The sequence below is a fragment of the Spirosoma pulveris genome (assembly GCF_054781875.1).
On the sequence record NZ_BAAGTO010000007.1, the window covers coordinates 111,387 to 135,751 of the forward strand.

Annotated in this window: 18 protein-coding genes; 12 read left to right on the top strand and 6 right to left on the bottom strand. The window is 52.4% G+C overall.

The features are described 5' to 3' along the window. The first annotated feature begins 32 nt into the window (after positions 1-32). The 4 genes from ACYVJM_RS21775 (at position 33) to ACYVJM_RS21790 (ending at position 3,659) form a co-directional block, all read left to right on the top strand. Positions 33-1,013: a TIGR03885 family FMN-dependent LLM class oxidoreductase gene (locus ACYVJM_RS21775; protein ID WP_461150345.1), complete on the top strand. Its 981-nt coding sequence runs from the start codon at positions 33-35 to the stop codon at positions 1,011-1,013. 46 nt (positions 1,014-1,059) lie between these two features. After that, positions 1,060-1,431, top strand: coding sequence for a hypothetical protein (locus ACYVJM_RS21780; protein WP_461150346.1), 372 nt, complete (start codon positions 1,060-1,062; stop codon positions 1,429-1,431). Positions 1,432-1,507: 76 nt separating this feature from the next. Further along, positions 1,508-2,194 carry an NUDIX hydrolase gene (locus ACYVJM_RS21785; RefSeq protein ID WP_461150347.1) on the top strand — a complete coding sequence of 229 codons (687 nt, stop codon included), beginning with the start codon at positions 1,508-1,510 and terminating at the stop codon, positions 2,192-2,194. Between the two features lie 67 nt (positions 2,195-2,261). Further along, the gene (locus ACYVJM_RS21790) at positions 2,262-3,659 is read left to right on the top strand and encodes a glycosyltransferase family 87 protein (protein WP_461150348.1); all 1,398 of its coding nucleotides are present in this window, start codon (positions 2,262-2,264) and stop codon (positions 3,657-3,659) included. Between the two features lie 24 nt (positions 3,660-3,683). Here ACYVJM_RS21790 and ACYVJM_RS21795 read toward each other — a convergent pair whose 3' ends face one another. After that, positions 3,684-5,816: a PAS domain-containing sensor histidine kinase gene (locus ACYVJM_RS21795; RefSeq protein ID WP_461150555.1), complete on the bottom strand. Its 2,133-nt coding sequence runs from the start codon at positions 5,814-5,816 to the stop codon at positions 3,684-3,686. Positions 5,817-6,254: 438 nt separating this feature from the next. Here ACYVJM_RS21795 and ACYVJM_RS21800 point away from each other — a divergent pair, with 438 nt between their 5' ends. The 8 genes from ACYVJM_RS21800 (at position 6,255) to ACYVJM_RS21835 (ending at position 15,602) form a co-directional block, all read left to right on the top strand. After that, positions 6,255-9,056, top strand: coding sequence for a TonB-dependent receptor (locus tag ACYVJM_RS21800; protein ID WP_461150349.1), 2,802 nt, complete (start codon positions 6,255-6,257; stop codon positions 9,054-9,056). A 125-nt stretch (positions 9,057-9,181) separates the two neighbouring features. Beyond that, the gene (locus ACYVJM_RS21805; protein WP_461150350.1) at positions 9,182-10,771 is read left to right on the top strand and encodes an MFS transporter; all 1,590 of its coding nucleotides are present in this window, start codon (positions 9,182-9,184) and stop codon (positions 10,769-10,771) included. Positions 10,772-10,970: 199 nt separating this feature from the next. Next, positions 10,971-12,035, top strand: a complete 1,065-nt coding sequence (locus ACYVJM_RS21810; RefSeq protein ID WP_461150351.1) for a C1 family peptidase — start codon at positions 10,971-10,973, stop codon at positions 12,033-12,035. A gap of 190 nt (positions 12,036-12,225) precedes the next feature. Continuing rightward, positions 12,226-13,128, top strand: a complete 903-nt coding sequence (locus tag ACYVJM_RS21815) for an SDR family oxidoreductase (RefSeq protein ID WP_461150352.1) — start codon at positions 12,226-12,228, stop codon at positions 13,126-13,128. Positions 13,129-13,163: 35 nt separating this feature from the next. Continuing rightward, complete coding sequence (locus tag ACYVJM_RS21820) at positions 13,164-13,412, top strand: hypothetical protein (protein WP_461150353.1); 249 nt, start codon at positions 13,164-13,166, stop codon at positions 13,410-13,412. A 16-nt stretch (positions 13,413-13,428) separates the two neighbouring features. Continuing rightward, a complete protein-coding gene (locus ACYVJM_RS21825) occupies positions 13,429-14,169 on the top strand; it encodes a succinate dehydrogenase/fumarate reductase iron-sulfur subunit (RefSeq protein ID WP_461150354.1) in 741 nt (246 codons plus the stop codon). Between the two features lie 131 nt (positions 14,170-14,300). Next, complete coding sequence (locus tag ACYVJM_RS21830) at positions 14,301-14,720, top strand: hypothetical protein (protein WP_461150355.1); 420 nt, start codon at positions 14,301-14,303, stop codon at positions 14,718-14,720. 18 nt (positions 14,721-14,738) lie between these two features. After that, entirely contained in the window at positions 14,739-15,602 is an 864-nt protein-coding gene (locus ACYVJM_RS21835; protein WP_461150356.1) for a manganese catalase family protein, read from the top strand. 610 nt (positions 15,603-16,212) lie between these two features. On the opposite strand, the gene ACYVJM_RS21840 is transcribed toward ACYVJM_RS21835, so the two are convergent. The 5 genes from ACYVJM_RS21840 to ACYVJM_RS21860 form a co-directional block, all read right to left on the bottom strand. After that, positions 16,213-18,117 carry an SGNH/GDSL hydrolase family protein gene (locus ACYVJM_RS21840; protein ID WP_461150357.1) on the bottom strand — a complete coding sequence of 635 codons (1,905 nt, stop codon included), beginning with the start codon at positions 18,115-18,117 and terminating at the stop codon, positions 16,213-16,215. Between the two features lie 110 nt (positions 18,118-18,227). Then, on the bottom strand, positions 18,228-19,607 hold the full coding sequence (locus ACYVJM_RS21845) for an enolase C-terminal domain-like protein (RefSeq protein ID WP_461150358.1): 1,380 nt from the start codon (positions 19,605-19,607) through the stop codon (positions 18,228-18,230). Positions 19,608-19,708: 101 nt separating this feature from the next. Continuing rightward, positions 19,709-21,895, bottom strand: a complete 2,187-nt coding sequence (locus ACYVJM_RS21850; RefSeq protein WP_461150359.1) for an outer membrane protein assembly factor BamB family protein — start codon at positions 21,893-21,895, stop codon at positions 19,709-19,711. 59 nt (positions 21,896-21,954) lie between these two features. Then, positions 21,955-22,437 carry a hypothetical protein gene (locus ACYVJM_RS21855; protein WP_461150360.1) on the bottom strand — a complete coding sequence of 161 codons (483 nt, stop codon included), beginning with the start codon at positions 22,435-22,437 and terminating at the stop codon, positions 21,955-21,957. A 160-nt stretch (positions 22,438-22,597) separates the two neighbouring features. After that, complete coding sequence (locus ACYVJM_RS21860) at positions 22,598-24,325, bottom strand: RagB/SusD family nutrient uptake outer membrane protein (protein WP_461150361.1); 1,728 nt, start codon at positions 24,323-24,325, stop codon at positions 22,598-22,600. Between the last annotated feature and the right edge of the window lie 40 nt (positions 24,326-24,365).

The following is a 24,365-nucleotide window of genomic DNA, read 5'->3' on the forward strand; positions in this document are numbered from 1 at the left end:
GAATTTACCCGACTGTATTTATACACAACGTTATGTTAAAAATAGGTTATCACGCATCACACGAGCAATTTAAGCCAAGCACCTTACTAGACTATGTTCAGTTGGCTCAGCAAGCTGGTTTTACGGCGGGCTCGTCGTCCGATCATTTTCACCCCTGGAGTAACCGGCAGGGCGAAAGCGGCTTTGCCTGGTCGTGGCTGGGTGCCGCTTTGCAGGCCACTTCCCTAACGTTCGGGGTGGTCAACGCTCCCGGACAGCGGTACCATCCGGCCATTATCGCCCAGGCGGCCGCCACCCTCGCCGACATGTTCCCCGAACGATTCTGGATGGCCCTGGGGACCGGGCAGGCCCTGAACGAAGCCATCACCGGCGACAAATGGCCCGCGAAAGCCGACCGAAACGCCCGCCTGAAAGAATGCGTCGACATTATCCGGGCGTTGTGGAACGGTGAAACCGTTACGCACAAGGGGCTGGTGACGGTTGAGGAGGCCACGCTCTACACCCGCCCCGCCATAAAACCGCTGCTGTTCGGGGCCGCCGTAACCAGCAAAACCGCCGAATGGGTAGGTGGCTGGGCCGATGGTTTACTCACCATTTCGCAGCCGCTCGATCAGCTTCGGGAAGTCGTGGACGCTTTCCGGCGCGGGGGTGGCGCGGGCAAACCAATGCATTTAAAAGTACAGCTTTCGTACGCCGACACGCTGGAGAATGCCAGAGCCGGGGCTTACGACCAGTGGCGGGGCAACATTTTCCCGAATGGCCTGCTCACCGACCTCCGCCGACCCGAGCAGTTCGACATGGCCGGTGAACTCGTCAATCTGGCCGAAGTCGATAAAATGGTCCATGTTTCGGCAGATACCAGTCAGCATATGGCGTGGCTGCAGGGGTATATCGACCTGGGTTTCGAGCAGCTTTTTCTGCACAACGTTAACCTTGAACACGAACGATTTATTGAGGATTTCGGCCAGTATGTGCTGCCCGATCTGCTGCGGCCAAGCTATGCCAGCCTGTAAGTGGCTTTAGTGCCGGACAGCCCTATTATCTCAACGCAACGATACTATGAATTTTTGGTCAATCAGAACAGGAATCCTTGGCCTGGTTTTGCTCAGCGGCTGCAAAACAGGTACCCGGGATATTGATTTCGTCAGCAAGCAGTTTGCGGCTACGTACAATATTGATTCAACAAAAGGCATCGACAGCACCAACCTGGCCAGCCTGATGGGATCAAAGGCCATCTACAGCTTCAGCGAAGACGGAAAAGGAATGAATCACATCCAGATGGGCATGGTATCGAGAGATACGCCCTTCACCTGGAGGGTTCAGCAGGACAGCCTGTACATCGACAAAAAAGGGTATTCCATTGAGAAAATAGATAGAGGATTCACCCTCCGATCCGACTCCGCCAAGATCTTCCTGAGCCAGCAGCCCTGATCTTCCCATTTGTACCCGACAGCATGGCACCGGCCACCCGGCTTGCTGTCGGGTACTTAACTTAACCATACACCCAATGGATTCTCAACAACTCAACGACGCCACGAAATACAAAAACTGGCGGGCTCAGCTGCTCAAAAGCCAGATTACCCTTAACCACGTCAACCCGCTGTACATCCACCGGGCGCAAAAAGACGGTACTATTCTATACGCGCTGCTCAAGCTGGATGCCGACACGCCGGAAGGCACTACGCTGAACCCAATCTGCTTTCTCAAAGGCGATGCCGTTTCGATGCTGGTTGTCCTGATTGCCGAGAAAACGAACGAGAAATACGTGCTGCTGGTAAAACAACGGCGCATCTGTAACGGCGACTTCACCTACGAACACCCAGCCGGTATGATCGATGAGGAAGATTCCTCGCCCATTGAGGTGGCCGCGCGGGAATTGGGCGAAGAAGCCCGGCTGGACGTTGATCCCGCTGAACTGATCCCACTATTTAACAAGCCCCTGTACTCCGCCACCGCCACCAGCGACGAAGCCCTGCACTTCTTTTACCTCGAACGACGGATGCCGCTCACCGACATTCAGGCCATGAACGGCCAGTCGACGGGGGCCAAGGGCGAGAACGAACACACGCAGCTATACATTGCCACCCTGCCCGAAGCGCACGGGCTGGTAAGCAACATTCATGGTGTGATGAGCCATTTACAGTACCTGCAAAAAGTGGGCGATTTCGAAACGCTCAGGAAACTGCCCGGCTGATGGGCTTCGTTAAAAAAACCTAATTAGTCAGGTAACTCTATAAACATGAAAACAATACACATGAAATATGTTTATTTTGTCTATTGGCCAATCAGCCAACAGCCTTACTCAACCTTACGAATCAGTCAGTTCCATAACCATGACGGTATCCGGCTCTCTAGACAGACGACATAAACGCTACACGACTTCATCGATACTGCTAACCATTCTTATTCTTGCGTACTGTCTTTTCTGCGCCGTACAAGGTGGTGATTTTGATGTGTTTTTAGATGCCGGGCATAAACTGGCTTCCCATCAGAATATCTATCGCCCCCCGTTTGCCAAAGGACTTCAATATTATTACAGTCCGTTCTTTGCGTTAGTCCTGCTGCCATTCAGCTATTTGCCTTTCATCCTTCCTGAATTTGCCTGGCTGCTCCTGTCGACCTTTCTGTTGTACCGAATATGGGTATTGACGACCCGATATATAGACGTATCGGTGTTAACGGCGAAAGAAATCAGGATCTGGCTATTCGTCGTTTTCTTTTTGTCGCTGCGTTTTTTGCTGTACAACTATTCGATGATCCAGATGACCATCTTTCTGATGTGGGCGACCCTGGAAAGTCTGGCTCTTTTTGAGAAGAATCGCCCGCTTGTCGGGGGAATACTGTTCGGATTTGCCTGTACGACTAAACTGCTACCCCTTATCTTTCTGCCCTACCTGGTCTACCGACGGCACTTTACGGGCTTTGCCTATACGCTGCTGTTCTTTGGTTTCTTTCTAATCGCCCCCGCTCTGGTTTTCGGGTTTGAGTTCAACACATTTCTGCTGAAAGAATGGTGGCTCGTGATCAACCCCGGCAATGCCGAAAACTCCATTGAAGCCGATCTGGGCACGCATAGTCTGGTCAGTCTGATTCCCGTTTACCTGACCGAAACGCATAACAAAATTGATATAGACCGAAATTTCCTGAACCTCACCGCCGACCAGGCTATATTGGCCACCAACATTGCCCGGCTGTTTTTTGTAGCGGCTACGCTGTACTTTCTCCGGAGCCTTCCGTTCAAACGAAACACCGACAAACTTCAGACGATCTGGGAATGTTCGTACCTGTTTCTGGTCACGCCACTGCTGTTTCCGCATCAGCAGAAATATGCCTTTCTGTACATAGCCCCGGCGGTTATCTATCTGGTGTATTATCTGCTTATTTCCTTCAAAGCAACCAGCGAAAGGCGGTACCTTCTCCTGACTATTTTTGCGATCAACGCCCTTATTTTCACCCCTTTTATTTCGAGTGACCTCATCGGTCGGTATCCATACGATGTGCTGCAGCATTTCCGGATACTCACCGTATCGACGGTTGGGCTCTGTTTTATTTTAGCGTTCTGTACGGCGCACAAGCTCCGGCAAAAAGTAACGGCGCTGCAGCCCGGCCCCGGCTCACTCTTCCAGTCCAAACCCACTGCCAGCCCGCTGCGGACGTAAGTTGCTCCCGGATTGAGCGTCCCGCTAAACGACGGGCAGATACACGCTAAAGGTAGCACCTGCTCCCGGCCGACTTGTTGCGATAATCGCCCCCCCATGGTTGGCCACTACTTTTTGACAGATAGCCAGCCCAACGCCCGTTCCGGCAAATTCACTCTTGCCGTGTAAGCGTTGAAAGACCTGAAAAATACGATCGGCGTACTTTTCATCGAAACCGATACCGTTGTCGGTTATGTCGATCCGGTAGTAATTCTTGACCGACCGGGCGGGTCTCACCAACAGCGGCAATTGCTTGATGGGCACCGTTTCGAGCCAGATACCAATCTGGGTCGTGCGGTTGGCATGACGGAATTTCAGCGCATTACTGAGCAGATTCTGGAAAAGTTGCTCCAACTGCGACCGGTCGCCCCGGATAGTCGGCAAGTCGTCGACCTCAATGACCGCCCCTGTTTCCTGAATCCGCAACTCAAGATCTGTCAGTACCGCATCCACCACACTGGCTAGCGAAACCGTTACCAAATTAACCTGACCGGTAGAAATGCGGGAGAAACTCAGCAAATCCCGGATCAACGTAGACATCCGGCCCGCTGCCGACTGCATACGCTCCAAATACGTAGCACCGTCCCCTAACTCGGCCTGGTACTGGACCTTCAGCAGGTCGCCAAACTGCTGAATCTTGCGCAGTGGTTCCTGCAAATCATGGCTGGCCACATAGGCAAACTGTTCGAGATTGTCGTTGGACCGCGTCAGTAATTCATTGGATTCGGTGAGCTCCTCATTGGCTGTCGCCAGCTCTTCATTGGCGGCAGCCAGTTCTTCGTTTACGCTGGCCAGCTCGCTGGTACGCTCCAGAACCTCCTGCTCCAGATGGGCCGACAACCGGCGGTAACGCTCCTCACTTTCCAGTAATGCCTGCTGCACTCGTCGTTGCCGGGTAATATCCTGACTTACGGTGGCAAAGCCGATGACTTCGCCGGTGGCTCCATCCTTATTGACCACCGAGTTCCATTGCAGCCAGAACGGTTCGCATCGCTGGGCGTTTCTAAACCGGAATTCGTAGGAAGCACGGCCTGTTTCCTGAAGTTCGGCAAGGATTTTCCGGGCAGCTACCCAGTCTTCCTCATACAGCATATCCCACAGGGTTTTTCCCTCGATGGTATCCCATCCCAGCATCTGTAACGCTGCGGGATTGGCGTACTGAACCGAACCATCCAGACCCGTCATACCAATAAATTCATCGCTGACGTCGAGGATATTGACCAGTTTCTGCTGTTCGTTGATAGACAGGGCCAGTTGAGCACGACTTTCCTCTACTTTCCGGCGGGCCATGACCTGCTCAGTCACATCATCACAAAGCACCATGACGCCCGTAATAGTACCATCCTCTTCCCGGTAGGGCTGATACGTCAGATTGAGAAAAATTTCTTTTAAACCCTCTTTGGTACGGACGTGGTAAGGATAGCCGTAGAGATGAAGCGGCTCGCCGGTTTGCCGCACCTGCTCCATAATGGGGCCGAAAACAGCCTCAATTTCCGGTATACTCTCAAAAAGGGATTTGCCGAGTAATTGCTCGGACGTACGGCCTGCGAGTTGGGCATACGCTTTATTGACCACCTCTACCCGCATTTCCAGACCGCTCAGTACCACAATACCCACGGAGGCTTCGCGTATCAGGTTCTGAAACCGTTGCTCAGACAATTTCAACTGATTGACTGCCCTGACCTGACTGGTGGTTTCCGTACAGGTCACCAGCACACCCGCCACCTGATTCGCTTCATCGTTTACCGGGCTATAGCAAAAAGTCCAGTAGGCTTCATCCAGCCGACCATTACGGTAGATCGGGATGAGCTGGTCCTGACTCCAGACAGGTTCGCCCTCGTTAATAACCTGATCGATCAACGGCTTAATAACGGGCCATGTTTCGGGCCAGTACAACTCGCCCGCTTTCCCGAGCGCACCGGGGTGTTTACCATTGTTGCCCAGACTGGGGCGGTAGGCATCGTTGTAAAACTGGATCAGCTCCGGCCCCCACCACAAAAACATCGGGAATCGGGAGTTCAGCAGGATACTCACCGTTGTGCGCAGGCTTTGCGGCCATTGCGCAGGCGCGCCCAGTGCTGTGGCCGACCAATCGAACTGCCGGGTGAGTTCACCCATTTCCCCACCTCCTGCCAGAAAAGGGTAATCGCCGGTTAAACTATACTTTTTCAATGGACTACTCGTAAAAAGCCACAAATTAATCGAGAACGCAGCTAGGTAGAAAATAATAAGTCAATAACTGACTGTCTGGTATTAACTCACTAACCAGAAGGTTTGATTTAATCAGCAGACTTGCCCGGGCAGTTTGTGAGGATTTGGAGTAGTTTATGGCAAACAAGGGCCTGTTCACCTTGCCACACAGCAGCCAGTGCCCTACTTAGCTCGGTCAAATTAGTCTATGCAACCGAGTCCATTGGCTAAGTAATCATTATTTACAAAAGAGAAAGGACGGTAAAAGCAGTTGTCAGCACAGTGAGACAGGCAGGTCGTTGCGCTGGTGCCCGCCGGTATCTGTTACGTGATGAACCCCCATCAACCCCTCACGGCTATTCAACTATGAGAAACACATACTCGCATCGCTGGCTGATTCTGGCCGGTATCTTTTCTTTATTTATCGCGTTTACGACGTCTGCCCAAACGGTTAGCGGCCAGGTGACGGATGCTACCACGGGGGCCGGCCTGCCGGGTGTTTCGGTGCTGGTAACCGGCCAGACAGCCGGTGCCATTACCGATGCCAACGGGCTTTACAGCGTATCGGTGAGTCCGGGCTCGTACACCCTTCGCTTCAGTTTTGTGGGGTACACAACCCAGAATATCCCTGTGCAGGTTACGGCCGGAAATACCTCGACCGTGAGCGTAAAACTCGTGGAAGGGCTGGCAAGCCTCAATGAAGTGGTGGTGGTAGGCTCGCGCTCGACCCAGGCCCGGACCAGCACCGAAACGGTGGCCCCGGTCGATGTGATTCAGTCGCGCGATTTACAGGCAACCGGCCAGATCGACCTGACCCAGCAGCTAAACTTCGTGGCCCCGTCGTTCAACTCGTCCCGCCAAACGGTATCGGATGGTACGGACCACATCGACCCGGCCACTCTGCGCGGACTTGGCCCCGATCAGGTGCTGGTGCTGCTCAACGGCAAACGCCAGCACAATCAGGCGCTTATCAATATCAACGGCACCATCGGTCGCGGCTCTGTCGGCACGGATTTGAATGCCATTCCGAGTTCGGCCATTGAGCGCATTGAAGTGCTGCGCGATGGGGCTTCCTCACAATATGGTTCCGATGCCATTGCGGGCGTTATCAACCTCCGGCTGAAAGAGCGGCCCGGCACCACGGTCAACGCACAGGTAGGCCAGTACTACAAAGGCGATGGCCAGGTAGCTCAGGTTGGGATTAACCACGGCTTCAAGATCGGCGAAAAGGGATTTCTGAGCCTGACGGGCGAATTTCGCCACCGCGGCTCCACCAATCGGGCGGGCGATTATACCGGTCCGGTTTACGTGAACTGGAACGTAGGACAGCAAACGGGTGAAAGTGCTGCGGCCTACGTAGCACGTCGGCAAAACCTGTATCAGCAGGACCAGACGCTGATTCAGCAGAATAATTTCAGCCTGAAAAATAACCTGCAGGTGGGCAACGCCCGCATCGAAAATGCCGGTTTCTTCCTGAACGCCCGCGTCCCGATTGCCAACAGCAATGCCAGTTTTTACGCATCGGGCGGGCTGAATTACCGGCGCGGACTGGCGTCCGGTTTCTACCGCTACCCGTACCAGACCTCGCAGGTGATCACGTCTATCTATCCCAACGGATTCCTGCCCAATATCCAGTCGAGCATCAACGACCAGTCGCTGCTGGTGGGCGTCAATGGCGAAACGAAAGGCTGGCGCTGGGACATCAGCAACGTGTATGGCGGCAACTCCTTCCGCTTCGACGTGACCAATTCCAACAACGCGTCGCTGGCGTATTTGGGGACCCTGAACAACCCAACATCATTCTACGCCGGTACGCTGAGCTTCTACCAGAACTCGGCCGATGTGAGTGCCGCCAAGGATTTCGGAAAGCAACTCGGCCTGACGTCCTTTAACGTAGCTACCGGCCTCACTTACCGCAACGACCAGTACCGGATTAAACCGGGCGAAGCGGCTTCGTACCTCAACTTCAGCCCCACATCGGGGCAGATTGGCGGTTCGCAGGTGTTTCCGGGCTACCAGCCTGCCAACGCCGTCAACGCTACCCGCAATGTGTATGGCGGCTACATCGATCTGGAGTCGGATGTGACGTCCCGTTTGCTGCTCAACGCAGCCGGTCGATATGAATATTACAGCGACTTTGGCGGGAACCTGGCCGGGAAACTAGCAGCCCGTTACCGGTTCAGTGAAGCGTTCTCGCTGCGGGGTTCCATCAGCAACGGCTTCCGGGCCCCTTCGCTGCACCAGCGGTATTTCAGCGCCATCAGCACGGTCTTCGTCTCCAACGGCACCATTCTGGAGCCCCGCCAAACGGGTACGTTCCGGAACGACAGCCCCATTGCACAGGCCTTTGGCGTGCCGCCCCTGGGAGCCGAACGCTCCACCAACTACAGCATTGGTATCACGTCGCGGCCCTTACCCAATGTGAGCGTTACGGTCGATGCGTACCAGATCAACATTACCAACCGGATTATTTACAGCAACCAGTTTTCGCGCGGCACGTCGGGCGCAGGGTTGATCGTGGCCAATATCCTGAACGGGGCCGGACAGACGGACGTGAACAGCGCCCAGTTTTTTGCCAATGCGGTGAACACCCAAACGCAGGGCATCGACGTGGTCATTGCCACCAACCCCCGGCTCCGAACGGGTACGCTGGACATAACCCTGGCGGCCAACTTCAACCAGACCAAGCTCGTGGGTGAAATTAAACGGCCCGCCAACGTGCCAACAGATGCTACCTTCGGCAACTTCCTGTTCAATCGCCAGGACAGCGCCCGGCTAACGGTGGCTCAGCCCAAGAGCAAAATTCAGCTGACGTTCAACTACCGACTCCGTAAGTTTGGCGCGGTGCTGCGTTTCTCGCGCTTCGGTACGGTGCAGGCTTACGACCCGGCCAACCCGGCCCTCGACGAGATCCAGAATCCGAAACTCATTACCGATCTGAGCTTTTCGTACCGCATCCTGAAAAACCTCAACATGACCGTTGGGGCCAATAACCTGTTCGACATTTACCCCGATCAGCTGCGGGTAGCCAACTACCCAACGCCGGAGCGATACGGAGCCGCAGCACTGGACAACTCCTCTTTCGGCCGGTTCGTCTACAGCCGAAGTGCCACCCAGTTCGGCTTCAATGGCGGGTACTACTTCGTGAACCTGTCGGCAAATTTTTAGTGTGATGTGGTGTCGGGTCCTGGAACGCCAGCCCGGTCAGACCCGACACCGCCCCACACGCACCGCGCAAGCAGGTTCGATTATTCCAGGGTTCATTCTTCTGCGGTTATAAAAGCGTATCGATTATGGCAAACCAGCTTCCTTATTACGAGTGGGTGCCTTCGTGGCTGCGCGACACGGGGATTATCACGCTGTTGATCCTGCAAAGTTTCGTGTTCGGGCTGAGCACCGATATGCTGCCCGAACTAACCGGTGAGCTGGGTACACTGGCCGAAAACGTCAAGTTTATTATTCAGGCCAGCGCCATTGGCTTCCTGTGTACTTTACCACTGTATTACCGATTCAGGAGCTTTTTCAAGAAGAAAGATTTACTGCTTGGGGCTTTGGTGCTGCAACTGGTTCTGGCGCTGATGGCCGGTCAGGTGGGGTCTGTTCCGGGGTTATGCGTGCTTAATTTCTGCCTCGGTATCACAAAATGCATGGTCACGCTCGACATGATCGGGCTGCTGATGGCGCGCTTCAACCCCGGCAACAACCGGGCGTTCTTTTACGGATTATACTACACCATTGCCAAGCCGGTAGCCCTCCTCGCCGACCTTAGTCTGGCGTGGCTCATTCACCAATACAACTGGCATTATGCGGCCTGGCTGTCGGTACCGGCCATTCTTGTCTCTATCGGCTTAACCGCCCTGCTCTTTCACGGGGAGCGGCTGCTCCCTAAAGCTCCTTTGTCTGAAGTCGACTGGACGGGTGCGGTCTTGCTAACGCTGACCTGCGTTCTGCTCACCTTCATTGCCGATTTCGGCAAATATTACGACTGGTTTAGTTCGGCCATTATCAACTGGTCTATCGTCGGGCTTTTTCTGGTAGCGGCTTCGTTCGTGTTCTGGGAGCTTCGGCAGGAACGCCCTTATTGGAATCTCCGCATTTTCAGCCAGTACCGGCAAATTCGGCTGGGCGTACTGCTCATGCTGGTACTTTGCCTGTTTATTTATTCATCATCCCTCGCCCGCCAATACGCGCTGGGTCTGGTAAAAGGCGATAGCTGGTACCTGGGTCGCCTGACGTTATCGACCGTACTGGCCTACCTCATCAGCTTCCCGCTTTGCAGTTGGCTGCTGGCCCGTCAGGTTTCTTACCGATTGCTGCTGCTGGTCGGTTTTGTGCTTTATATCCTTTCGTACGGCTACATTGTCGAAACCATTTCACCCAATATCGACCCGGCCAGCCTATACTTGTTTTATTTCCTGCAAGGTGTGGCTTACGGCCTGATTTTAACCACCTTATCGACCTTTGCCTCCAGCGACATTGGTGCTGTCGACAATCCGCACCGAGCTTTTGCCAGTGTGGCGGCCCGATCGGTCATTGGACTGGTGACAGTCGGGTCGATTTGGGACAACGCGCTGTTCCACCGATCGGCCATTAACCGCAGTAACCTGATGAGCCGGCTTACGGATGAGAATGGCTCCTTTCGGCAGGAAGTGCAGGTACTCATTCGCCGATTTACGCAGGCTGGCTTCGATAATCAGCACGCCCAGGCTGCGGCCGACGCGCTCATGTATCAGAAAGTAGAAGCGCAGGCAACGCTCCTGGCCGATAAAGATCTGTTCATCAGCCTGCTCCTGCTGGCGGTTGCCATCGTGCTGTGTATCCCGTTCATGCGTTCGCTGGAAATGCATAACGTACGGCACACCAACGAATACCCGCTGGTATAAACCTTCCCGGAGTAGTACAACCCAGTAAGTCTGCCCACATGGGTCGTTTGGCCCGGATGACTTCTCATCCCACCGAATCAGGCGGGTCGATCCTTCCGTCTCTCCTCTCCGGGTCATTTTCTACCTAAGTTACCCGTCGCGTTTCCATTCGTCAAGGCGTTCCCGACTAACCTCCTGAAACAACACCATAATTCATCTCATGAACGCTATTTCCCTTCGTACCAGCTTAGTGGTTGCCTGTCTTCTGGCAACAAAAACCCTCTTTGCGCAGGCTCCTGCCGAGCTACCCCCAATTTATAAGGCCCGTGAAGTTCAGGCACCGGCCCAGCTTAAGGCCACCCTTGCCGAACAGCGAAAGCTGATTGCCAGCCGTAAGCTTACCTTCCAGGTAGCCAACACCGGTGTATCGACAATAAGCCTGGCCGTGCTGGCGGGTGAAAAAAACGAACTGTCCGATGCCGAGCGCGCCCGAATTAAAACACAAGTGACCAGTGCGCGGCTCGACCCAAGGTACAGCACGCTCCTCCAGACCCTGCAGAAAGTTTGTTTTGCCGACAAAGCGAAATACGATGCCCGTGCAGCCAATCTGGTATCGCCGGTTCGTAACCAGCAGTGCGGCAATTGCTGGGCGTATTCGGCCGTTGGGGCGTATGAATCGAGCTACATAAAAGTCAATAGCACGGCCAGTTCCGCCATCAATGCTTCGGAGCAGTACGCCGTCAGTTGCTCCGGTGGCGGCAGTTGCAGCGGTGGATTCGCCTATAAAGTGATGGAATGGCTGGTGAACCAGAATAAACGACTGGCTACAGAAGCCAACATTCCCGATACCGGCACCAACGGCTCGTGTCCGGCCGCAACCCCCGTTACCGATTACCGGGCCGTAGCCTGGGGGGTTGTCGACCCATCCGGCGACATCAACAAAATTGCCTCCGTCGCCCAGATCAAAGCGGCCATCTGTAAATATGGCCCGGTAGCAGCCAGTGTGCTGGTAACCCCCCTTTTTCAGAATTATGCCGGGGGTACGTTCAATGAAATGCCCAGCAACCCCGCTAACCCATCAACGAACCACGCCATTCTGCTTGTAGGCTGGGACGACGCCCGGAAGGCATGGCTCATGAAAAACTCTTGGGGCACCAGCTGGGGTGAAAACGGGTACATGTGGATTGGGTACAACAGCAACAACATTGGCCGTCGGGCCGCCTGGATCGTTGCCAAGAAACGTACGCTGGTGCTGGCGAATCCAACAGTCGTTGCACAGAAGTAGTGAAGTGGTTAGCGGTCATTCGTTAAGGGAGCGGCTTTCAATTGCTGACCAATAACTCCTTAACCAATAACCCGAAAAGCGGGAATGAGGTGGTTTGAACCGCTACCTCATTCCCGCTTTTCTTTGCCAAACGATTTAGTAGTAGCCGGGTATAGTATAACGTATTGGCAGTCCAAAAAATAAATACGTTATGAATCCAGCCTCCCAGAATTTCGCATCGACTCAGGAAGATCCACTGACAAAATATCCGCAGCCCCCTCACCCCGATCAGAAGCAGTCGGTACCCGGCACCGAAGCCGAGATGCAGCCCAAAGCCGATCATGGCGAAGAATCGTACCGGGGGTCCGGCAAACTAACGGGCCGGAAAGCCCTTATTACCGGAGGTGATTCGGGTATTGGCCGGGCCGTAGCCATTGCCTTTGCCCGCGAAGGAGCCGACGTGTTGATTTCGTACCTCAACGAAGATCAGGACGCCCGCGAAACCGCCCGACTCGTGGAAGAAGCGGGGCGTAAAGCCGTACTCGTCCCCGGCGACATCAGCGATGAAGAGCATTGCAAACAGCTTATTCAACGGGCGGTCAGTGAACTCGGCGGACTGGATATTCTGGTGAACAATGCCGCCTTTCAGATGGCCCACGAATCCTTGCAGGATATCAACAGTGAAGAGCTGGACCGCACCTTCCGCACAAACATCTTCGCGATGTTCTATCTCTGCAAAGCGGCCGAAGAACACATGAAACCCGGCAGTACGGTGGTGAACACCACCTCCGTAAACGCGTATAAACCCAGCCCGCAGTTGCTGGCCTATGCCGCCACCAAGGCCGCTATCCAGAATTTCACGGCTAACCTGGGTCAGGTGTGGGCGGAGAAAGGCATTCGGGTCAACTGCGTAGCGCCGGGACCTGTCTGGACCCCGCTCATTCCATCGACCATGCCCCCCGAGAAGGTAAAAAATTTCGGGCAGGATGTACCCCTGAAACGGGCCGGACAACCCGCCGAACTGGCCCCTATTTATGTACTGCTGGCCTCTAACGATTCCAGCTACATGACCGGCAGCACCGTTCAGGTCACCGGCGGCTCCCCAACGATCTAATAATGGAAGCTTAGTCCCCGTCAATTCTGATTACCATGAAACTAGGCGAACGGCTGCTCAAGCACCTCAACAAAAAATACGAACCATCCCGACTAATCGCCTTTACGTTTGGCCGGTACGACGTAGCCACCAAAACAGATGAGGAAGGAAACCCCATGCTTCTATTCATCGGCAAAGCCGACGACCGGGGTATCATTAAAGGGGATCAGTTTACCCGCCGACTGCTCAAAGATGCCAGCGGGGCTATTCTAAAAGATCATTGGGATTATAAGGGGAAGGTATAAAAACGGGATCAATTGTATGAATATCACACTGAAAGTCTGGCGGCAGAAGAATACAAGCACACCAGGAAAATTAGTAGAGTATAAACTGGCGAATATCGACCCGGACATGTCGTTTCTGGAAATGTTCGACATTTTGAACGGCGAATTAACCAATAAAGGCGAGCAGATCATTGCCTTTGACCACGACTGTCGGGAAGGTATCTGCGGCTCCTGCGCCATGTACGTGAACGGCCGGGCGCATGGACCCCAAACGGGCGCTGCCGTCTGTCAGCTCTACATGCGCAGTTTCAACGATGGCGATACCATCATTGTGGAGCCCTGGCGTTCGCGTGGATTTCCGGTCATCAAAGACCTTTCTACCGACCGCTCGGCCTTCGACCGGATCGTGCAGGCGGGGGGCTATATCTCCGTCAATACGGGGGCAGCTCCCGAAGCCAACGAGATTCTGGTATCCCACGAGATTCAGGAAACAACGATGGATGCTGCCGCCTGCATTGCCTGCGGGGCCTGTGTAGCCGCCTGCAAAAACGCATCGGCCATGCTGTTTGTGAGTGCGCAGGTTTCCCGTTTCGCGCTGCTGCCGCAGGGACAGTCCGAACGCCGGACACGCGCCGAGCGTATGGTGGCTCAGATGGATTCGGAAGGATTCGGCGCCTGTTCGTTTACGGGAGCCTGTGCGGTAGAGTGCCCGGCATCGGTATCGTTGGAGAACATAGCCCGGTTAAACCGCGAATATCTGGGGGCTAAAATCCGCTGATTGTGCCGGGATAGCATCACCGTCCGGCCTGGTCGGCCATTACCTAACACATGTTCATTTTTTCTGGTATTTCTCAGCCTCAGCTTGTTAAAATCAACGAGTGCACACATAAACCATAATCAATTCAACGTATGAAAACTTCAGTAATGACAGTTGCCCTGCTGGTAGCCGTGGCTATTGGCGCACAGGCGCAATCGGGCAGCAACACAGCCAATACCTCGGGCGGAACAACCGGCTCGGGTACCCACAAAACGAGCGGTACCAACTCGGGTCGCGGTACGGCGTCGGGGCAAACCGGCACATCGGGCACGAAAGGGCACAGCGCCGGGTCGACCGTTGGTGCCGGCACGAGCGGATCGGCTTCCGGAGCCGGTATTGGCAGCAACAACGGCCAGACAGGCGCAGGTACTTCAGGCCAGGGTTCGATGAGCAGCAAGTCGGGCGGTAAGGGTAAAGCTCACCAAAGCAGTGGTAACGGCACCGGCAGCACGTCGGGCAGTTCCGGCTCAGGTGCGGGCAGCAACGGCAGTAGCCGTAAGAACAATCAGTAACCCCTTAACCGAATCGATATGTTCTATCACGATAAGAAATTACAATACAAAGTCCGGGTCGACAAGCCCAACCCTCAGTTTGCCCGAGCCTTACAACAGGCCATTGGCGGCATTGAAGGCGAAATCCGGGTCTGTTTACAATACTTGTTCCAGTCCTGGAATTCGCGCGGTCCCCAGCGCTACCGGGATATGCTGCTGGACACCGGCACCGAAGAAATAGCCCATATTGAAATGCTGGCTACGGCGGTGTCGCTCAATCTGGAAGGGGCATCGAGCGGCATGATCGAGAGCATCGTGGGTGGCGATTCGCTGATGGAGAAAATAGTGGGCGGTGGCGATCCCCGTCACTTCTTATCGGGTGGCCTGGGGGCGATGGCAGCGGATGCCAACGGTGTACCCTTTAATGGCTCGTGGGTGGTAAGCTCGGGCAACATTGCCGCCGATATGTACGCCAACGTCATGGCCGAAGCAACCGGCCGTACGCTGGCCACGCGGCTCTATGAACTGACCGACGACGCGGGTATGAAAGACATGCTGGCGTTCCTGATTGCCCGCGACACCATGCACCAGCAGCAATGGCTGGCGGTACTGGAGGAGTTGGGTAACGGCGACATCCGCAATGTGCTGCCCATTCCGAACAGCTTCCCGCAGAGCCAGGAGCATCAGGAGTTCAGCTATGCGTTTGTTAACACGAACATCGACCCGGATGAGCCTTCGGCGGGCCTGAACCGGCGCTGGACGCAGGGGACTTCCCTCGACGGCCGCAGCGAGTTCCGCGAGATGAAGGCTCAACCCATTGGTGGCGAGCCCAAACTGGCGCCCCCCATTCCGGAAGGCCACGCACAGGTAGAACAGATCGAAAAAGCCAACTCGAAAAGCTAGGCGTTTTTTTCAAGAAAAGAAGTCCCAATTATCCGGCGGCAAGCTGGCTGGTTGGGACTTTTGGCTTTTGAGGGAGGTGTGATGTTTCCTAAAAATCAGGTGAACCGGATGCAAAAGGCAACGCTCCGGTTAGGCCATTTGAGGTGCGGCAGAAAAGTACAAAACAGCACTGAGCGGTAAAGCCGTGTCTTGTAAAAGGGAGGGTTCAAAGATCACGAAGTCAGTCAATGGATTTATCATAGGGTGTACTTACTGGAGATGGCGTAGTATCGGAGTACTGCTGATGCCACGCTCGCAGGCAGTTACCGGTTTGTTGTAGCTGTTGCTTCGATTCAACAGATTCATTATTTAGATGCTAACCACATGATTTTTATGGACAGCTGCAACGACTTGCTATCAATAAGCTACTCGGTGTAGCCCCTTTTGTCCTATTTTAAGTCGTAGCAGTGGATCCGATTGGTGGCCAAAGCACCCCAACTTAGTGATCATTTCGACGTTGGATCAGCTCCAACAAGGGCGATTTATTCAGTGCCGAACCAGGAGGTGCTAAGTAGTTTAAGTACAAAAAGAGGCTATGTCAACAGCTATTAACCTCTACAATGCCAATAACCTAGTGTTTTAGCGCTTGAATTTGTTGTTTTAAACGAAGTGCATCTACATCACGATTACTAAGGCTTAGCGATTTCTCCACATATTTAGTGGCAGCAGTTGTATTGGCAAATTTGAGATAGCTAGCAGCTAGTTGATTGCTTAACGTTACATTGGTGGTATCCTTTGCAAACTGCTGCTTCACAACAATTAATTGCTGAACAAATAGCTGTAGCTCATTCAAACTAAATTGTGATTGATTATTGGCAGCTGCAAACTGAAGATATGGTAGGGCTTCTTCGGGGCGATCCAGTTTAAGCAACGTAATGAATAGCTTTTGTGCAGTGTCGAACGTATTTTCCAGACGAAAAGCCTTTTTGAAATACGTAATGGCTAGGTTACTTTCATTCAGACTTAAACACAATTTACCTGCCTGACTGTACAAAGCCGGGTCGTACGGATACTCCAGCGATAGGGCTTCTGTCACCTTTAACGCTTTAAGCAAATTCTTCTGCTCCACGTACCGGCTGGCGAGTTGGTTCATGGCATCACGCCAGGCTATTTGCCTAACAACCAGCGCTCCAGCTAACTGTTCTTCCACAGTTTTGGGGCGTTTCTCCTCTGGTGGCATGGGAATATTAAACGGCCACCCTTCTTTCAGAATCATCATCTCGTAAGCACCTTTGAGCGAATCTACAGCCGTAATGGGCATCCGATTCCGCAACGTAGCAAACGAAATTTCATTCTTACCATTAGCAGGAATCAACTGCCGCTGTTTTAGCGCTTCGTAAAACGCGTCCGATAGCAAGGCGTAGCCAAACAAATTCGGGTGAACATGTTCCAATAAGGTTTCCTGACCTAAAATACCATGGGGCGAGTGTTCGTTAAAAAGCCGTTTCGAATCAACCAGCGTAACGCCCGGGTATTTGATTGTTACATCCCGAATAATCTGGTTCATAGCTTCAGGTGCCCGGAACCGGAGCAGATCCAATTCTTTCGCGTGTATGTATGCTCTTTTTGCTGCGTCAAAATCACCATTCGCATAGGTCTGACTGGCAAGCTGAAATTGCGCCTGAGCCGATGAAGCACCGTCGCCCGGAGCGCTGATAAAGGGTTTTAAGTCTTTTTCGTTGCTGACCAGATTACTGATAAAAACCGGTATTTGCTGTTTGCTCAGAAGCTGGCAGAGGTCGTTCAAATTGGTTTTAAATTGATCGACACCTGCCTGATAGATTGGGGAACCGTACGGAATCTGCTGATCGGCAGCCATACGTTTCATCAGATTTTCCCGCAGATCCGCTTTCTGGTTAGAAACTGCCTTTCGAACTCCGTTTATGATATGATTAATAAGTTGTATCAGCCGAAACTCGCGGAGCCAGATTACCAGCCGCATTAGTGACGGATTATGGGCGATGGAGCTGGTAGAACCAACTCCTAAAGCACCGTAGTATTCGTTATGGCCAGTATAAATCAATACAGCATCGGGAGCGTAATCGACTAAGTCCTTAGCAAATCCATAGACAGTATATGTATTGACAGCCGTCAACGACAGGTTGATAATTTCAAATTCTTTATCGGGAAAGGTGTGCATCAACCGATATTTCAACCACCGGTGAAACGAACCGTTGTGCATATACGGATAACCGATTGTGGTTGATTCGCCCAGCACGAAAATCCTTACCGTACCGTCTGCTTTGCGTTGCGGAAAGGGTTCAAAATTACCAATCGTCGCGTTTTCGGTTTGAGTAAAATACCGCTCCGATGTATACTGATTCATAACCCAATAGCCCTTGCGTTCAGGGTCTTCCACAAATAGGCTTAGGTCATGTCCGTATCCGAACAGTCTGAGTAAAATCTCTATCAATACCAGCATGAACAGAGGTATGGTCACTGAGATTGCCTTGTAAAGCCACAGCCGCTTTTTCATAAAAGAGATACTACCGTTTTGCCGCCTTTGACTAAAAATAGCGATGCGAGTCCCTGCCAATGCATATCGCAGTTGAAAGGGGCTCTTATCGCTGAATTACTCGCTGGTAATTACGGCCGAATAATTGTACCATCCATCTTGCGAACTTGCCAGTTGGATTTGGTGCTGATAGGATATTTAGCAGCTTCCTTCTCGTTGATGTCCACGCCGATGCCCGGCACCTCATTGACCGACATGTAACCCTTGTCCATCGTAGGACAACCACTGAAAACTTCCTTCATCTTGTCCGAAAATGACACCGCTTCCTGAATCCCGAAATTCCATACCGCCAGATCAATGTGGGCATGAGCTGCGTGACCCACAGGTGATACGTCCCCTGGACCATGCCAGGCCGTCCGCACGTTGAACCACTCGCCCAACCGGGCTACCTTCATAGCTGGTGTGATGCCTCCAATCTGCGAAACGTGGATTCGGATGAAGTCGAACCATTGATTAACCATCGGCTCCTTGAACTCGTTGACGTTGTTGAACAGTTCGCCCATCGCAATCGGCACTGAGGTGACCTGACGAAGCTGGGCAAACCACTTCATATTTTCGGGCGAGAAGGGGTCTTCGATGAAGAAGGGTCGGTACTCTTCCAGCTTCTTGATCATGTTGATGGCCTCAATGGGCTGCACCCGCTCGTGAATGTCGTGTAACAGCTCGACCTCCTCACCACATTGCTTGCGCACCACCTCAAACATCCTGGGTACCGATTTCAGGTACAGTTGCACATTCATGTAGTTGTCGGTCTCGCCCCCGAAGCCAGCCGTTTTGAAGTCTGGCTTATCGGATGTGGCACCAACGGCACCGTAACCACCTTGTTGAATGCGAATGTGTTTGAACCCTTGCTCCATGAACTTCTTGACACTCTCAGCGGCAGCTTCCGGGGTATTGCCACCGGCATGGGTGTAGCAGGGAATGGCGAAGCGCACTTTACCCCCTAGAAGTTGATATACGGGCATTTTAGCGCGTTTGCCTTTGATATCCCACAGAGCCTGATCCAGTCCGGAGAGAGCGTTGTTAAGTACCGGTCCATTACGCCAGTAGGAGCTTACGTAAGCCCCCTGCCAAATATCTTCGATGTTGTCAACGTCCTTGCCGACGCAGAACTCGTTGAGATATGTGTTGATGGCCACCACCACCACAGCCGCCCGCTGAGTGAACGTAGCACAGCCGAGACCGTAAAGTCCTGGCTCAGTGGTTTCGACTTTGACGACAATAAGATTGGAGCCTTGTGGAGCCGTAGCGATAGCTTTAACGGACTTAATTTTAACCGGTGGCGCACCGACAGCATAGGGCGGTTTACCTTGTTGTTCACGGGCTTCGGCTGTCGATGTACCACTAAACAGGCCCAGGAGTCCGGCCGATGAGCCAAAACCAAGCGTTTTTAACGTATCACGGCGGCTCTGATTAGCTTTACTATCGTGTGATGCACGAGTTGTATTCATGGAAAGATGGATTGAAAGGTAAATATGTTGATTTGATTAAGCGCTTCACATCTTGCCTGGAGTTAGGTTTTATAACCTGATTTTTCCAAGAAAGAATACGGTTAAGGCAGCGCAAACGCGATATAGGAACCGCCCGGTTTATGGCCGTTTTTGACGCCACCAGCAGCAATCACTATATATTGCTTCCCATTCATCTGATACGTGATGGGTGTAGCAAATCCTCCGGCAGGAAGCTGATATTCCCAAACGACCCTACCCGTTTTCCGGTCGAAGGCACGAATACGCTCATCATACGTAGCGGCAATAAAGATCAGGCCACCTGCGGTAACAATTGGTCCACCATAGTTCTCGGTACCCGTTATTGGTATTCCACGCTTTGTCAGTTCGGGGAACTCGCCCAGCGGAACTTTCCACAAGTACTCTCCCGTGTTCAGGTCGATGGCATTGAGTGTTCCCCAGGGTGGTTTGACAGCTGGATATCCATCGGGATCGACGAAACGCGTCCAGCCGTTGTTAATGTAAGGCGGTATGTAAGGATACTCGGATTTAGCTACCACAGCCGTTGGACGTCCGGCGTTATGCTGATCGTCGGTTTCACTGGATTTTGTTTCTGTATTGAGCAAAAACCGGACAAGCGTGCTACGGTCCTGCTCAGAAATATGCTCGAAAGACGGCATTCGTCCCCGTCCCGTTTTCAGAATCGTCTGTATATCCTGTCCCGATAACCGATTACCAATATTGACCAGACTTGGGTAGGCATCACCACTGCCTTTCCTATCGATTCCGTGGCAGGCTGCACAGTTGGTTTGATAAAGCGTTTTCCCTTTTGAGGCTATTTCGGCATTACGGGCTGCTAAGTCTGCCATTTTCAAATCCCAGACCATTTCATTAGAATTCTGGTAGAGGATTCCATCTGGATCAGCTGCGTTTCCACCCCACTCGGCTCCCCCGCCAATGCCAAAAAACAGGGTACCTTCCAGGCTTGGGGGCATGAACTTACTGCCGGATCGGGTTTTTTGAAATCGCTCCTTCACAAACGCATGCGCTTCGGGCGTTCGGTCGGTGATGTCTGATTCCGTAAACACCTGCCTTGCAAAAGGGACAGGCTTCACTGGAAATCGTTGCTTGGGCCATGGCTGCTCACCGGGCAAGCCCGACGTTGGTACAGTCCGCTCCTCAACCGGAAAGAGCGATTCGCCTGTATCGCGGTTAAGCACATAAATTAGCCCATCTTTCGTGGACTGAGCCACCGCATCAACCTTACGGCCCTTGTGAGTCACGGTAATCAGATTGGGTTGACAAGGAATGTCCCGGTCCCACAGATCGTGATGAACCGTCTGATAATACCATTTCAGTTTACCCGTTTCGGCGTTCAGTGCGAGAATACAATCCGAATACAAGTTCTGCCCAGCCCGGCTTCCTCCGTAAAAATCGACGGCGGGTGAACCAGTGCCCAAATAAACCATGTTCCGCTTTTCGTCCAGAACCATGCCGGCCCAATTGTTAGCACCACCTATTTTCTTGTAAGCGTCTTTCGGCCAGGTTTCGTAACCCGCTTCACCCGGTTGGGGAACGGTATGAAATGTCCAGCGAATTTTGCCGGTACGTATATCAAACGCGCGTACGTGTCCCGGGGCAGCATCGCCATATTCCGATACGGTCGCTCCCAACACCAGCAAATCTTTATAAATAACACCCGGACTGGTTGCCGACACCGAAAGCTTCGTAATATCAACGGTAGCCTTATCAAATAAACCCTCTCGCAGATCCACTTCTCCGTTTTTACCGAACTGGGCGACAGGCATACCCGTCAGGGCATTGATGGCATAAAGCGTTGGGCCAGCCGAGTAGAGAATGCGTTTGTCTGCTCCATCTTCCCAATACAGGACACCCCGATTCTGACTAAACCGGGGTGTTTTATTTTTAAAAGGGTCGAATGTCCATAGTTGTTCACCTGTATTGGCAACCAATGCAAACAGCTTCAGCTTGGGCGTGTTGCCGTAAAGAACCCCATTAACAACAATCGGCTGACATTGAATCTCTGGCTGGCGGTCCATTTTACCGTCAACGGCGGCCGCATCGTACGTCCAGGAGACTTTAAGGTTTTTAACGTTTCCGATATTGATCTGATTAAGAGCTGAATAGCGGTTTCCGGCTTTATTCCCACCATAACTAGCCCAGTCGGTATTGCCTTTGGTGTCAATGGGTACGTCGTCTAGATTTGGATAAACAGCCATGAGCGTTAACGCTAGCCCTGCTATTGTTCCGGTTCTTAAAATGTTCTTCATGAATTCTGTTGAGGATTTTGGTACCTGCGCACCCGATAAATCGGCTATTTCGAAGCAAACTATGGTAGGGTGTAATAATCGTATTTGATTTGCCAGCGAAACGTCATCCCCGGTTCAGCTTTTATTCGAATGTAGGGTTTCGGACAAACTACCGTACCAATTGACCAGAAAGCGAGCTGCGTAAGGGCCTGATCGCTGGTAATATGCACACCCGCGCCAGTTTTACGGTTTTCAATTCGGATGTCGTAGTCTTTTGACGTATCACCAAAGCCTGTTAAGTATGCATGTGTACTCTCGCCTTTTTGAAGTTCCCGTAGATACGTAATCTGGTCATCACGCGTCTCAAACAAAGTGCCAAGTCCCCGTGCTTTATCATTTGTTTGCAGCTTAAAGGGAAATGTGACCGAAAAATCAGGACCCGCCGGCTGGCCGTCGATCATGTAAAAATTATGATTGTAGACGGTTGTTTCAATGGGTTTACGGCCGGTGTTTTTCAGCGAGTGCTCCAGCACCAGCGTCGGCTTTCCCGGTAACAGTCTCAACGTTTTCTGGTACAGGTATGAGTAACCGGCAGCATCGGTCAGTTCATGGGTAAATTCAACCGTTTTCTTCCCACTCTTAATAGTTCACTTGCCAGGATTTACCATGGAGCGGTATCAGACTCTCAAACCTGACACCACTCCATCATTGTACTACAGGTTACTAATACCCCGGATTCTGCTTTATATTGACGTTCGACGTAATCTCATTGATTGGTATAGGCTGCGCATAGTCGGTAGGTTCCCATTGGATCGCACCACCGCGAACGCGCTGATAATAAGCCGCTTCTTTATCGCCGATTTTCCATCGGCAAACATCAAACCACCAGTGTCCCTCGCCGAATAACTCCGCCCATCGTTCGTATTTGAGCGGATCATTCTTTAAGACAGCATCCGGAGCACTTGTCTGATCGGCCAGGGTTTTATAGTCAACGACAGAAGGTGTATTGACCGGGTAGCCATACGCTCGTCGACGGACTTTATTGACGTATTCCAGTGCGGTTGTATTATCTCCACTATGCGTCAGCGTTTCGGCGTAGAGCAGGTATACGTCGGCTAGTCGTAGCCACAATATATTGCTGCCATTCGCCATATTCACTTCGCCTTCTGTACCACCCGGATAAAGGTATTTACGGAAACTCCAAGCTTCCATATCAATCTCCGAAATGTCGAGGTAGTGCGAGATCGGCTTTTTGACCCCACTCACGATCATCGAATCGACGTAGGGCTGCAAACAGGCTACCCACAAACGCGGATCAACTGTTTTGTTATTGCGAGCGGTAACTGAACGCGCGATGTAGGCTTTATCGACGTTCGCTACATTCGCCGTCGTTGTCCCCACCGGGTAATAGTGGCCCAGATTAAAGCCAAAACGAGCTATATTTTTGGCGTGCGGAAAGACGTTTGACCAAGCCGAAGCCGCCTGGGCACCGTTGCTACCGACATACGTTGGCGCAATCACCATACCGATGCTTGACCCCATTGATAGATCAGACGTGCCGCGGTAGGTCATGTCAACATTCAGGTTGAGTTCAACAAGGGATTCAGAGTTAAACTCATTCTGCCCGTTGAACATGTCTTTGTAGGTATTAAATGGAACCAGCGACTTACCACTGTTCGTCACAACATCGCTCAGATACGTTTTTGCATTCACCCAGTCTTGCGTATACACGTACACCTTACCTAAGAATGCCTTAACTCCCCATTCACCCATTTTATACTTATCGGTTGCCCCGGTCCAGCTTTTACCTTTCAGTAGGGTTTCGGCGGCTTTTAAATCACTTATGATAAAATCCCAGCTTTGTTTAACCGTGGCGCGGGAGACCTGCGTTTCGGGTAGACTGGTTGACGTCTTTGTAATCAGGGGTACGCCCATTTTATCACCCTGTCCATCGGTCAGGAAGCTTTCACCCCATAACGTAGTGAGGTAGAAGTAATACCAGGCCCGCAAATACAGTGTCTGTCCTTTAATCAGACTGATTGCGGCTGCGTCCGAAGCCGCAGCTTTAGGACTATAGGATTCAATCGTTGCCAGCAACGTATTCGCGCGCTGTACACCACGCCACAAATCCTGCCAGGTTCCCCGCAGAAAATCATCATTAACCTGCGAATTGTTCTGCGCCAGTTGAATCCAGGTTGTTGTTCCCTGCCAGCTTAGATCCGTTGTATGGTCCCACAGGTACGTGTTTTTGGCCAGCATGTTATGCCCGAAGAGGCTGGGTGCATGCTGAGTTGCGTAAACTCCCGCCAGGAGCTGCTCCAAATCAGCTACTGAATTCGGATAACCGCTGGTTGAAATGGCACCGGGATTGTCGACATTGACAAAATCCTCTTTACAAGCTGCTATACTTAAGAGTAAGGCAAAGAGGGAGAGCTTAATGAATATTTTCATGATTCGGTGTTTTTAAATCACTTACCAGAGTGAGGGGACA

Coding starts and splice junctions, on each gene's coding strand:
- ACYVJM_RS21825 (WP_461150354.1), top strand. CDS start 13,429: ATGAATATCACACTGAAAGTCTGGCGGCAGAAGAATACAAGCACACCA.
- ACYVJM_RS21795 (WP_461150555.1), bottom strand. CDS start 5,816: ATGGGTGAACTCACCCGGCAGTTCGATTGGTCGGCCACAGCACTGGGC.
- ACYVJM_RS21835 (WP_461150356.1), top strand. CDS start 14,739: ATGTTCTATCACGATAAGAAATTACAATACAAAGTCCGGGTCGACAAG.
- ACYVJM_RS21860 (WP_461150361.1), bottom strand. CDS start 24,325: ATGAAAATATTCATTAAGCTCTCCCTCTTTGCCTTACTCTTAAGTATA.
- ACYVJM_RS21830 (WP_461150355.1), top strand. CDS start 14,301: ATGAAAACTTCAGTAATGACAGTTGCCCTGCTGGTAGCCGTGGCTATT.
- ACYVJM_RS21810 (WP_461150351.1), top strand. CDS start 10,971: ATGAACGCTATTTCCCTTCGTACCAGCTTAGTGGTTGCCTGTCTTCTG.
- ACYVJM_RS21800 (WP_461150349.1), top strand. CDS start 6,255: ATGAGAAACACATACTCGCATCGCTGGCTGATTCTGGCCGGTATCTTT.
- ACYVJM_RS21775 (WP_461150345.1), top strand. CDS start 33: ATGTTAAAAATAGGTTATCACGCATCACACGAGCAATTTAAGCCAAGC.
- ACYVJM_RS21785 (WP_461150347.1), top strand. CDS start 1,508: ATGGATTCTCAACAACTCAACGACGCCACGAAATACAAAAACTGGCGG.
- ACYVJM_RS21840 (WP_461150357.1), bottom strand. CDS start 18,117: ATGAAAAAGCGGCTGTGGCTTTACAAGGCAATCTCAGTGACCATACCT.
- ACYVJM_RS21780 (WP_461150346.1), top strand. CDS start 1,060: ATGAATTTTTGGTCAATCAGAACAGGAATCCTTGGCCTGGTTTTGCTC.
- ACYVJM_RS21820 (WP_461150353.1), top strand. CDS start 13,164: ATGAAACTAGGCGAACGGCTGCTCAAGCACCTCAACAAAAAATACGAA.
- ACYVJM_RS21850 (WP_461150359.1), bottom strand. CDS start 21,895: ATGAAGAACATTTTAAGAACCGGAACAATAGCAGGGCTAGCGTTAACG.
- ACYVJM_RS21845 (WP_461150358.1), bottom strand. CDS start 19,607: ATGAATACAACTCGTGCATCACACGATAGTAAAGCTAATCAGAGCCGC.
- ACYVJM_RS21805 (WP_461150350.1), top strand. CDS start 9,182: ATGGCAAACCAGCTTCCTTATTACGAGTGGGTGCCTTCGTGGCTGCGC.
- ACYVJM_RS21790 (WP_461150348.1), top strand. CDS start 2,262: ATGTTTATTTTGTCTATTGGCCAATCAGCCAACAGCCTTACTCAACCT.
- ACYVJM_RS21815 (WP_461150352.1), top strand. CDS start 12,226: ATGAATCCAGCCTCCCAGAATTTCGCATCGACTCAGGAAGATCCACTG.